This is a genomic window from Eubacterium limosum, assembly GCF_000807675.2.
GTDB lineage: Bacteria > Bacillota > Clostridia > Eubacteriales > Eubacteriaceae > Eubacterium > Eubacterium limosum.
Window position 1 is genome coordinate 2,968,187 of sequence record NZ_CP019962.1, and the last position, 11,946, is coordinate 2,980,132.

The 11,946-nt window shown below is 53.1% G+C and carries 9 protein-coding genes; 5 read left to right on the forward strand and 4 right to left on the reverse strand.

What is annotated here, in order from left to right:
* The first annotated feature begins 40 nt into the window (after window positions 1–40).
* On the forward strand, window positions 41–946 hold the full coding sequence (locus B2M23_RS13880; protein WP_038350690.1) for an AraC family transcriptional regulator: 906 nt from the start codon (window positions 41–43) through the stop codon (window positions 944–946).
* Between the two features lie 44 nt (window positions 947–990).
* On the opposite strand, the gene B2M23_RS13885 is transcribed toward B2M23_RS13880, so the two are convergent.
* The 3 genes from B2M23_RS13885 to B2M23_RS13895 all read right to left on the reverse strand — a co-directional run bounded on the left by B2M23_RS13885 (window position 991) and on the right by B2M23_RS13895 (window position 7,192).
* A complete protein-coding gene (locus B2M23_RS13885) occupies window positions 991–4,212 on the reverse strand; it encodes a S8 family serine peptidase (protein WP_038350689.1) in 3,222 nt (1,073 codons plus the stop codon).
* A gap of 132 nt (window positions 4,213–4,344) precedes the next feature.
* Window positions 4,345–5,709: a transglutaminase-like domain-containing protein gene (locus B2M23_RS13890; RefSeq protein WP_038350688.1), complete on the reverse strand. Its 1,365-nt coding sequence runs from the start codon at window positions 5,707–5,709 to the stop codon at window positions 4,345–4,347.
* Window positions 5,710–5,737: 28 nt separating this feature from the next.
* The gene (locus B2M23_RS13895) at window positions 5,738–7,192 is read right to left on the reverse strand and encodes an aminoacyl-histidine dipeptidase (RefSeq protein WP_038350687.1); all 1,455 of its coding nucleotides are present in this window, start codon (window positions 7,190–7,192) and stop codon (window positions 5,738–5,740) included.
* Window positions 7,193–7,523: 331 nt separating this feature from the next.
* On the opposite strand from B2M23_RS13895, the gene B2M23_RS13900 reads away from it, so the two are divergent.
* The 4 genes from B2M23_RS13900 (at window position 7,524) to mnmA (ending at window position 11,038) form a co-directional block, all read left to right on the forward strand.
* Window positions 7,524–7,964 carry a C-GCAxxG-C-C family protein gene (locus B2M23_RS13900; protein ID WP_038350686.1) on the forward strand — a complete coding sequence of 147 codons (441 nt, stop codon included), beginning with the start codon at window positions 7,524–7,526 and terminating at the stop codon, window positions 7,962–7,964.
* A gap of 18 nt (window positions 7,965–7,982) precedes the next feature.
* Window positions 7,983–8,597, forward strand: coding sequence for an HdeD family acid-resistance protein (locus B2M23_RS13905; RefSeq protein WP_038350685.1), 615 nt, complete (start codon window positions 7,983–7,985; stop codon window positions 8,595–8,597).
* Window positions 8,598–8,731: 134 nt separating this feature from the next.
* Window positions 8,732–9,919 carry an FprA family A-type flavoprotein gene (locus B2M23_RS13910; protein ID WP_013381454.1) on the forward strand — a complete coding sequence of 396 codons (1,188 nt, stop codon included), beginning with the start codon at window positions 8,732–8,734 and terminating at the stop codon, window positions 9,917–9,919.
* Between the two features lie 39 nt (window positions 9,920–9,958).
* Window positions 9,959–11,038 (forward strand): tRNA 2-thiouridine(34) synthase MnmA, encoded by a 1,080-nt coding sequence (gene mnmA, locus B2M23_RS13915; RefSeq protein ID WP_013381453.1) that lies wholly within the window; start codon window positions 9,959–9,961, stop codon window positions 11,036–11,038.
* Window positions 11,039–11,098: 60 nt separating this feature from the next.
* Here mnmA and B2M23_RS13920 read toward each other — a convergent pair whose 3' ends face one another.
* Window positions 11,099–11,770, reverse strand: coding sequence for a TetR/AcrR family transcriptional regulator (locus tag B2M23_RS13920; protein ID WP_038350684.1), 672 nt, complete (start codon window positions 11,768–11,770; stop codon window positions 11,099–11,101).
* Window positions 11,771–11,946: the final 176 nt, after the last annotated feature.

Consider the following 11,946-nt stretch of genomic DNA (forward strand, 5'->3'; position numbering starts at 1 on the left):
CTGCAGATGGGTTATCCTTTAGGTGAAGGAGGTGCTTACAATGCACGCATGGGATGCGATCCAGACCACTCTGGATTATATTGAGACACATATGGATGAGGATCTGAAAATCGAGGCACTGGCAGAACTGGCGGCCTTATCGCCCTTTTATTACCAGCGGCTGTTCTCCCGGCTGGTAAAAAAACCGGTGCGGGAGTACATAAGACTGCGGCGTCTGGCGCGGGCCAGCACCATGCTGAGGGAAAGGGGTGCCCGGATTCTGGACATTGCCCTGGACTGCGGCTTTGGCAGCCATGAGGTTTTCAGCCGGACCTTTAAGGACGCCTATGGCATGACGCCGGCGGGCTTTCGGGAGTCCCCGGTGGCACTGAACCAGTTTGACAAGCCAGATCTGCTGTTAAACTATGTGCTGATTGACGAGGGGGTCCCCCTTATCAGCGAGGGTCTGGTGCTGGAAATGAACTGCCGGCAGCTCGGTGAGCCTGTCCGGTTTATGGGCATCAGCGGCGCTGTGCCCATTGACGGCCAGATGCCCCTGGGCGAGGCCACCGGCGTGGATATCCCCGGAGAAATCTGGGAGCGGTTCCACCGGGAAAAACACCGGATACCACGGGCAGCCGACAGCCGGGAGGTGGGGGTGGCCTACATGGGCAGCGCGCCTGAGGGCTGCTTCACGTATTTTACCGGTGCCGAGGTGGCCGCCGGTGCCGAGGTTGATGGGTTTATGACCTGGGAACTGCCAGCCCGGGAATACGTGGTCTGCGGCTTTGAAGCCGAAAGCTTTGAGGAGCTGATCACTGCTGCCCTCAATAAGGCAGTCAAATACAGTGCCCAATGGCTTGAGCATAAGGGCCTGACTATGGAAGCCTACTCGCCGGAAATCTACTATCACCGGGATCAGGCAGTACCTTATATGGAGCTGTGGATGCCAGCAGAGAAAAAGTAAAAAAAAAGGATGCCCCTGTAAAGGGAGCATCCTTTTTTAATGGTTTAGCCAAGGTTTCGTTTCCGGTAGAGCAGCAGTCCTGCCGCGCAGGCGGCCAAAAGCACCGCGGCCAGCAGGATACCGGCATTACCGCCCACAAAGCCTGTGGATGCGTTGCCGCTGGTGCTGTCCGGCGTCGCTGGATTGACCGGATTTACGGGATCGATGGGTTTTTCCCGCTCCTCACCGGGCTGGGGCAGGGTTTTTACACTGCGGTCCACGCTAAACACGCGGTTGTTTTCGGCGTAGTTGGTTTCACCCAGAACGTAGAAAGCATTCCGGTAGGCGGTACCGGCGCCACTGAAAACCCGGGCGGTGTTCACAATTTTACCGGTTGGCTCAAAGCCGCCTGTGTCAAAGTTCAAGGTATAGGTATCGGCAGTGACCTGTCCGCTGTCTGTGTCTGTGACCACAGGGCCGGAAAGGATCATGCCGCCGTCGATGGTGCCAAAGGCGCCGGTGTAGTCCTGGCTTTGAGCCAGACCCTGAGGCAGGATGTTTTCGCGGACTGTTGCGCTCTGGCCGTTCTCAATTTTTTCGAGGCCGTCGGCCATGCTGCCGTCCGCCGCGGTTCCGGCGGCCACATAGACGCTGTTGTCTGCTGTGTAGGCTACTGCCGGTGAGACGCGGGCAGTGGTGAGATCGCCGGTTTTTTCAGTGGTCTGGCTTTCCATATCCACGCGGATGATGGCAGTCTGGGCAATGTCTTTGCCTTCCACTGTTTTTTTACCGCCCACGAGCAGAACCTCGTTGCCGTTGTTGATGAGCGCCGGCATGGAGAGGTCTGCGGTCAGATCGGTGGTAAAATGGCTCCATGTGTCTGTGTCCGGGTCATAAATGCCAATACCGGCGCCTTGAGGCCCTTCGGTGTAGATGACGAGACGGCCGTTCCAGGTGCAGGCGTTATTTGCTGAGGGGAAGATGCTCTCATCGCAGTTGAGCCGTGTCCAGCCGTTGTTTTCGGCCTGTCCGGGGGTATAGCGCCAGAGCTCGACTGTATCGTTTGAGTTGAGGCCCGTGTAGTACAGGCTGCCATTCAGGCCGGTGAGGCTGCCGTAGTAGCTGTTGTAGAAGCGCGCGTCATCGGGCAGGGGCAGGCGCTCGTAAAGGTTTTTGACTGCGCCCAGGTTAAAGGACTGGTGGCCTGAACCTTTGTCTGAGGTCACCTCAATGCGCTTGACGCCGGCCTCCATGCCCTGGGGAAGAGCGACCACAATGCTTTCATCCGATGAGGATACCACCGGGACGGACGTGCCGTCAATGGTAACCGTTGGCGCGCTGCCGAAAAAATAGCCGCCGATGGTCAGCTGGCTGTCGCCGGTGGCGGCAGCACTGTTGACAACCGGAACCGTGTTCTCTGCCAGCGCCCGATCGACCTGTGCCAGGCCTTCGGAAACGCTTTTGCCGGTCTGGCTATCAATTTTTTTAACGCTGCCGATGACCCGGGCGGCGGTTTTGGCAGCGTCTTTATCGTCAAAATGTTTTGCTACAATGGCGACTTCGCCGGTGACGGCCGGCGTGGCCATGGAGGTGCCGCTCATGTAATCATAGGCGGCAGTGTCATCGCCGAGGCCCAGATTGTCAATGTAGACATCGCCGGGAACGGAGGTTGCACCGTCAGGAAGTACCCGAACCGTGGCGATGCGGATCTGGAAGCTGCTGTAATCGGTGTTGTCAGGCAGTGTATAGGCCGCCGGGGCCCAACTGCCGGACAATGAGACAGATTGTGTGAGGGGCTGCCATTTTGGCGTGCCATCCTCATTCAGATCGGTGGTTTTAACGCTGACACCGGTTAAGGCTGCCAGGATGTTCTGTTCTGCGGTGGGATCGGCACGGTACATGTAGGACAGGTATCGGTACGGGGTGGCAGAAAGGTTCAGGGCTTCGCTTTCAATGGTGCCCTGGTTAGCGGCGGCTGTTACCTTGAGGCTTTGACTGCCCTCAAAGGCCATGTCGCCGGAGTAGGCGGTGGTGGTGCCTTCGTTGGGTTTAAGGGTTATTTTGGCAGCCGTTTCATCCTCAAAGTCCTCAAGAAAAGGCGCGGTGATCAGGCGCGGGTCGGCCTTACCCATGCTGGTGGGAATGGTCGAAAAAATGTCGACACCCGGGGCGGCCACGTCAGTGGTGGTGGCTCCGTAGTTACTGAAGTCTGCCATGCTGCCGCCGACATCGGTCGCGTTGACGGCAATCACATAGGGATTGTCCCGCAGGGTGGAGACCGTTTTAGAGGCATTATCACAGTCGGTGCTCTCATTGCCTGCGGCAAAAACGCTGACCACGCCTTTTTCACCCACAGCGGTGACTGCGCGGTCCAGAGCTTTGCCGCTGCTGCTGCCGCCCCAGGAATTGTTGATGGCTGTGACGGGCACGTTGTTTTCCACGGCTCTCTGGATATAGGCATAGCCCCTGAGCGTATCTGCGGACGCAATGCTGCCTTTGTCGTTTGCGGCCTTGACGGCCATGATCTGCGCGCCGCTGGTGGCGCCGCTGACACCCATGTTATTCCAGGAGGCGGCAATGATGCCGGCGCAGTGGGTGCCGTGGCTATGGTCGTCCATGGGGTTGGTGGAATCGTAGGGGACGCCCTCGGAGTTGGCCGCGATGGCGTTATAGCCGTGGTCGCCGCCGCCGATGATGGCTTTAAGACTGCTGTCGGCTGTCCACATGACGGATTTCAGATCCTCATGGTCGTAGTCGACACCGGTGTCCAGTACGGCGACCACTGTTCCGCTGGTGTCCACAGCAGGGGCTGGCGTACCGTCTGTTTTGTATTGGTTCCAGCCATCAATGGCCATGCCGAAATCACCGTTTTTATCATAGGCCCACTGCATACCTGTGAGATCCTTGGTGCCTTCGGAGACAGTGTAAATGTAATTGGGCTCTGCGAATTCGACCGTGTCCAGCTTTTGTAGCTCGTCGATGAGCTCTGTGGTGCTCAGGGTGTCGGAGCGCACCAGTTTCAGGCTTTCGGCGGGTGCGGCGCTGCGGCTGTAGGCGTTTGCGCTGCTGTCCAGAGCCATGAGGGTTTCGGCTCCGGCCAGCAGCGCAGACTCAGCCGACCGGCCGTAAAAGCCCGCAGATGAGCCCTTTACGCAGACAATGGCCTCACCGGGCACATAGTCACCGGTAAGGGCGTCTGATCCGCCGTTATCCTGGGCCAGAGCCGAGATCGGCAGGCTGCCGAGCAGGAGTAGAGCGGTGAGCAATAAAGTTAGTAATTTTTTCATCGTATCCTCCATATTTTAATTTGTTTGATGGGCAAAGTATAACATGCCTGCGGCCAACAGGGCAAGATGCGCGTAAAGAAAGCTTAAGATAAAAAAGAAAAAGGACTGCTGCAGCAGTCCTCAGAATTTGGTTTAATCAATGGGGAACATTTCCACGATCACACGTTCCTCGTCAAAATCATGGAAAGTAAGGCGGCGGTTTTCGTATTCACATTCGCCGCGCTGGTTGTCGTAGGGGTCGGCCCGCAGGTAGGTTTTCGGCGGATCAAAGTCCAGCTGGAATTCGGAATTGGCCGACATACGGAAAGGCTCCAGATTGCCGAAATAGAAATTCCAGCGGTTTTCGGCGCCATTTCTGTAGGCGCTGCCCCCAAAGGAGCAGTCACAGTGCAGCCAGCCATAGGGCGCGATGTAGAACATGGCCCAGTCGTGATTGCCGATGCTGGCCGGATTGACATAGGAGCCAGACTGCCATTTGGCCGGGATGCCCGCGCAGCGGCACAGGGTAATGAACAGCAGGGCCTGAATGCCGCAGTCGCCCTTGAGCCCGGTGGCCATGTAGTCCGGTATGTTGGTGATGGTCAGGTACTCACGCACGTAGGAGTAGTGCACCCGGGTGGTGATAAAGTCATAAATCTTACGGGCCTTGATGAGCGGATTGGTTTCGCCGCCGGTCAGCTCCTCGCACAGGGCGCGGATATAAGGTGAAAAGACAATGTGGGGCAGAAGCTCCTGGGTTTCAAAATCCGGCTGCTTTGCGTCCACCTTGTCCGGGTCCAGCTTAACGTATTTCGCGTGGTTTTCATAGGAGTATTCTACGGTAAAAGTGTCGCCCGCCTCCAGTGGCTTTTCAAAGTAGACGGTGCGCTGGCCATAGGTTTCGTCCGCAATCTTGACCGGCTCTGGTGAGATGTCGATGAGCTTGATATTGCTGATCTGGTCGGCGTTCTGCGGAATGGGCAGGTAAACACGGATTTGGTTGCCCAGCTCCTCGGCTTCTTTTTTGATTTTAACCGTGTGGCGGATGTGGATAAAATAGTTCTTTTCACCCTTTTCAATCATTTCGTTGACGGTTTCGTCCAGGATTTCCACTGGGCTTACCTCGATGGTCTTCTGGTCTTCATCCACCTCGATATCCTTGTATTTCGGAACGGTCTTGGCAATGCTGGCCACAAACATGTCCTGGAAATGCACGACGCCGTTCACATAAATCCAGTCGGCATAGCCGTCATCTTTGAGGGTTTCCAGGTCTTCACGGGTAAAACCTGGAACCTTTTCCTGCATCATCTTCAGGGCCTCGTCATAGGGGTAGGGGTACTGCATAGGCAGCTCGGCCAATATGTCCAGCTCCAGCGTAAGACGTTCGGCCAGGGCCTTTGGAATGGGGCGTGTCAGATATTTTTTAATGAGCTCTGCCGCTTTGTCAAAGTCGCCCCAGGCTTTGAGCAGGGCAATGTCCTCGGGCAGGTTTGTTTTAAGGGCTTGCATGTTGTTCATTTATTTCTCTCCTCCTTATATCAGCGTTTTATTTTAAATTCTCCAAAACCTTCAGCAGGTAATCCCAGGTGCGGGCTGTCGATGAGATGGACAGGCGTTCCTCCGGGGTGTGGATATCGTGCATGTCCGGTCCGATGGATACGATGTCGAGCTCTGGCAGCTTGGCGGAGATCAGGCCGCATTCCAGGCCAGCGTGGATGGCTTCCACGGTCGGGGTCTTTCCGTACATTTCCTCAAAGGTTTTGCACATCATGTCCCGCAGGGCGGATTCCCTGCGGTATTCCCAGGCCGGATAGGAGGACGCTTCGGTGTAAGTGCCGCCCAGATACTCGGTAAAGGCGCGGACTTTGGCGCTCAGGGCTTCCTTGGCAGTGCCGATGGAGCTGCGCATGGCAAAGCTGACGAGGAAGTAATCCTCTTTGGTATACATAATTCCCAGGTTCAGCGAGGTTTCCACCAGTCCCTCGATGTCGAGGCTCATGGCCTGGACGCCGTTTGGTATCTGCATGAGCACAAAGATGGCGCGCTTCGCGGAGGCTTCGTTAAAAACCATGAAATCGCCCTTTTCGAGGGTTTTCAGGCTCAGGGTAAGCTCGGGGTCCTTAGAGGCGTAATTCTTCTTATAGAGGACTTCCAGAGCTTTCAGGCGGTCGGTTACGGCCGGTTCGTCGTTGGGGTCAATGACGATGGTGGCGGTTGCTTTTTTGGTGATGACGTTGTCCTTGGTGCCGCCGGTCAGGTCGATGATATCAAAGCTCAGGTCCTGGGCCAGGTCGTTCAGCAGAGTGCCAAGAAGCACGCTGGCGTTGGCGCCGTAGCGGTTGATCTCCTGTCCGGAGTGGCCGCCGTGCAGGCCGGATACGGCCAGCTCGCAGGAGAGGCCGCTTCTGGCGGTGCGCTTGACATCAAAGGTGCAGTTGGCGCGGACACCGCCGGCGCAGCCGGCCAGAATAATGCCCTCGTCCTCGGAATCGAGGTTGATCATATAAGCCGCGTCGCTGACAGGGGTCAGATCGATGGCGTGTGCGCCCTCCATGCCCACTTCCTCCTCGGTGGTAAAGATCACGTAGAGCTTGGGATGGGGCAGGGTGTTGTTGTCCAGCAGTGCCAGACCGTAGGCCACGGCAATGCCGTCGTCGCCGCCCAGGGTGGTGCCGTCAGCAGTGATCCAGTCGCCTTCAATCATGAGCCCCAGCGGATCGGTTTTAAAGTCGTGGTCTGAGCCGTCAACCTTTTCACAGACCATATCCAGATGACCCTGCAGGATCACGGGTTTGGCATTTTCATAGCCTTCGCTGGCTTCTTTTATGATGATGACGTTATTGGCGTCGTCCTGATGGCAGGTGAGTCCCCGCTCCTCGGCGAAACGGACGCAATAATCCGAAATTCGTTTTGTGTCAAAGGAACCGTGCGGAATTTCACAGATTTCTTCAAAATAGTGAAAAACCGGTTGGGGTTCCAGGGTATTTAGTACTTTATCCATAGTGGACCTCCCGATAATAATTTGTCTTGAACCAGAGAAAAACAGCCGCTGCTGATGCTTCGGTAGAGTCAGATGATCGTTTGTGTTTTCATCTCCGTACAAGAATATATCATACACCATTTAACGGGTTTAGTAAAGTGAGGAAGGCGGCAGAAGGTTTAAAAATACTCGAATAAGGTAATTAAGTAGTAGCCTTTTTGGGTAGAACAATATATAATTAAAGATACGAAGTTTTGGCTGTTGATAAGGGCTTTTGGCGGATGCTCTCCGCTCCCGGCCTTTTCTGTGGCCAAGGGAAAACAAGTTGATTCAATTAAAAGGAGAGAGTAAAATGTCAATTAACTATGTGGATGTTTACAACGCTTACGGCAGCGACCAGCCGGCAGACAAAAGAGAACAGTATCATATGAACTGTGCGGAGGTTCTGCTGCGCACCGGGAACTCAGAATATGGGCTAAACCTGCCTGAGGAAGCCTTTAAAATGATGCAGGGCTTTGGCGGCGGCTTTAACTCCGGCCGGACCTGCGGCGCATTCTGCGGCGCCCTGGCAGCCTTAAGCGCAATGTACGGCGAAGAGCGCCCCAGCACTCAGGACAAAGCAAAGAAGGCCTCCAAGCTTTTAGTCGAAGAATTTGAAAAAGAATTTGGCAGTCTGGATTGCAGCTACATCAAGGAACACCACCGTGATGAGGTAAAGGCCTGCGATCCTGTAAAACAACGTGCAGCCGATGTTCTTGCGCGTGTCGTTGAGAAAATGAACGCGGAGGAATAGAGGCGGAAAGGAAACAGCGTGAATAAAGAAAACATGAGAGTTAAGGGCATCGAGCTTCTTGACCGCGCCTATGGCAAGTGGTGGATGATGCTCCTCGAGGGCATCAGCCTGGTTGTCATCTGCGGGATGACCCTCTTTTTGCCCGATGTAACCTTGTCTTTCCTCGTGATGGTCATCGGTATCTACCGTGTGGCCATGGGAGTTTTTTACCTGATTGTCGGTATCGCCAACCGGGTAGAGTACGGCGTCAGCAACGGCTTTAGCTTTGGGCGGGGCATTGTCGATATTTTAGTGGGGGCGGCATTTTTGCTCTGGCCCGCCACCATCATATCTTTCTTTGTCGTGCTTGTGGGCATCTGGGCCATCATCACCGGCATTGTGCTGCTGGTCATGGGCGGAAGCTCTCTGGGCATGGGCCGGATTGTAAAAATTGTGCTCGGCGTGCTTCTGATTATTTTTGGTATTTTTACATTTATTAACCCTGTTGGGCAGGCAGTGTTTTTCATTGTCTTCCTTGGAATTGTGCTGGGGATTCTTGGGTTTTTCTTTATCATTCAGTCTTTCAGTATGAAAAAGAGCTATAAAGAGCTGAAAAAACTGAATGAAGGCTTCAAAGATTACGACGTGCATTAATTGAAAAGGTTGTATCTCTTTTTTACCCTTGAAACCATATAGAAATAAGGTTAAACTTATCCTAACAACTGTGTATCTTTAAGACATCAGGGTAAGATGAAACTAAGAATTAAAGTGCAAAGGAGAAAAATTAAGTGAAAACAGTACAAATTAAAAACGACATTTACTGGGTCGGCGTCAACGACCATGAAACCTACCTGTTTGAGGGCATGTGGCCCATCGATCAGGACGGCGTGGCCTATAACGCCTATATCATCAACGACGACAAGGTCGCTGTTGTGGATACGGTAAAATCCTTTAAACAGGGCGAATATATCGAAAAGATCAAGTCCATTATCGGTGACAAGAAGGTTGATTACCTTATCGTTAACCATATGGAACCAGACCACTCCAGCTCCATTGCCGATCTGCTGGCCGTTTATCCGGATATGCAGATCATCGGCAACAAAAAAACCTTCCCGATCATGAAGAACTTCTACAATATTGATAAAAACATCCTGGAAGTCGCTGACGGCGATACCCTGGATCTGGGACATCACGAGCTGCAGTTCTACATGACGCCAATGGTTCACTGGCCGGAATCCATGGTCACCTACGACGCAACCGACAAGGTTCTGTTCTCAATGGACGTTTTTGGCAGCTTTGGCAGCACCGACGGCAGTATTTTTGACGATGAAAATGATGTGGCTTCCTATGAGGACAACACCAGACGCTACTATGCCTGCATTGTGGGCAAGGTCAGCGGGCAGGCTCAGAAAGCGCTGCAGAAACTGGGACCACTGGACATTCAGACCATCTGCCCGTCCCATGGCCTCATCTGGAGAAGCAATCCAGGCTACATTGTAGATTTCTACGACCGCATGAGCCGCTATGAAACGGAAGAGGGCGTTGTCATCGCCTATGGTACCATGTACGGCAATACGCTGCACTCCGCAGAGCTGCTGGCAGGCTACCTGAAGGATGCTGGCGTGAAGACTGTTAAATTATTCGATGTTTCCAAAACCGATATTTCCTACATTGTCAGCGACATGTGGAAATACACAGGCCTGATTTTGGGCGCGCCGGCTTATTACGGCCGCATTTTCCCGAAAATGGCCAACCTGTTATACAAGGTGGAAGAAATTGGCGTAAAGAACCACAAGGTGGGCTTCTTTACAGACTTTAGCTGGAGCAACGGAGCAGACCGTTACTTTAATGCATTTACAGAAAAGGCAAAGGCCGATGTGGTTGGCGACATGGTCAACGTACAGGGCCTGGCAGACGCAGAAGACGAAGCGAAGCTTAAGGCATTGGCAGATGCCATGGCCGCAGCCATCAAATAAGACGTTCGCCAGCCTGACCGCACTGGGAGGAGGATAAAAATGAAAATAGTAGTAGGTATGTCCGGCGGGGTGGACTCTTCCGTCGCGGCCCTGCTTTTAAAGCAGCAAGGGTATGATGTCATTGGCGTTTTTATGAAAAACTGGGAGGAAAAGGACGAAGACGGAGTCTGTACTGCCACTGAGGACTATGAAGATGTCCAGCGTGTGTGTGAGACCATTGATATTCCCTATTACACGGTAAACTTTACCAGGGAATATTACGACCATGTTTTTGCCTATTTTCTCGATGAATACAAAAAAGGCCGTACTCCGAATCCCGATGTTCTGTGCAACAAGGAAATTAAGTTCAAACGATTTTTAGATTACGCTCTGGGGGTGGTCGGCGGCGATGTGCTCGCAACCGGCCACTATGCCCAGAAGGATGTGCACGAAGGAAAATTCCGCCTGATCCGTGCCTTTGACCATAACAAGGACCAGACCTATTTCCTCTGCCAGCTTGGCCAGCATCAGCTGGAAAATGTCATGTTCCCCATCGGGCACCTCGACAAAAAGGAGGTCCGTGAGATTGCGGAAAAGAACAACCTCATCACTGCGGACAAAAAGGACAGCACGGGAATCTGTTTTATCGGGGAACGCAACTTCACCAAGTTCCTGAGCCAGTACCTGCCCGCCCAGCCCGGAGAAATCCGGGATCTCGACGGCAATATCAAGGGAAAGCACGAGGGCCTCATGTACTATACATTGGGTCAGCGCCGCGGCTTGGGTATTGGTGGACAGGGCACAGGCGAGCCCTGGTTTGTGGTGGAAAAGGACCTGAAGGACAATGTGCTCTACGTGGTTCAGGGTGAAAAGCATCCGGCTCTGTATTCCAGATCGCTGGAAGCCACAGATACCAGCTGGGTGGCCGGCGAAGCACCGGCCCGGGAGTTTTCCTGTACGGCCAAGTTCCGTTACCGGCAGCCCGATCAGGGCGTCCATGTCACGGTGAGGGACGATGGCGGACTGCATGTTGATTTCGATAAAGATCAGAAGGCTGTCACGCCGGGCCAGGAGGTCGTCCTCTATGACGGCCAGGTATGCCTGGGCGGGGCAACCATTGACAGCATTGAGAAAATTTAATACAATACCATGCAAAAAGAGCGTATTCTCCATTTGATGGGGAACACGCTCTTTTTGTGTTTATGTTAAAGGCATAATGTTTGAAAAATCAACCTCTCTGTTAAACGCGATGGCCTCCTGTCCGATACGGTCAAGCTCCGCCTTTGGCACCCCAAGCAGCATCTCCCGGGAGGAGCTCAGGAAATTGGCCATTTCCGCGATGTTCACTGTGCCGAGGGCCCCTTCCACATAGTCAATAACCATCTGCACCCGGCCGCCGTAGCCAAACTTCTGCGCCATGTTGGCATAAGCATCGTCCACAAAAATGTGATAATCCTTGAGGGACTGATGATAGACCTCGGTGATAAAGTCAGCCAGCTCGCTGCCGCCGTAGTTGGTCGAATGGACAGACTGGGCCTGGGTGAACTCATAATAAAAACGTTTTGTGTTTTCTTCGGTCAGCAGGTTTTCATAGTAGGGGATACTGGCGTAGAAGTGAAGCTCCAGGGCGTTTAAGGGTTTTTGGGCATTTTCCAACGTGTGGTCATAGAGGCGTTCAAGAAAAATTTTCAGAATGGAGGAGACAATCGCTTCCTTTTTCTTAAAATGGTAGGACAATGAGCCGAGAGCAATCCCTGTATCATCCGCGATGTCCTGCATTCTTGTTTTACTGTAGCCGTCACAGTAAAAGTGCTTTTTGGCATTTTCAATAATCCTTTCACGGGTGCTGCTGTTTTTTTTCTTCTCTGCCATTGTCATTTTGCTCCTTTAGCGCATTTTCGGTATCGTGCTGATATGCACTATTATAGCAGATAATCCTTAGACAAAAAAATAAAAATACTTTAAATATTTACAAAATATACTTTTACCTGAAAAACTTAAATTTTCCGATAAAATAATCGGAAAAACTTGACTTTTCAGGCAAAAGG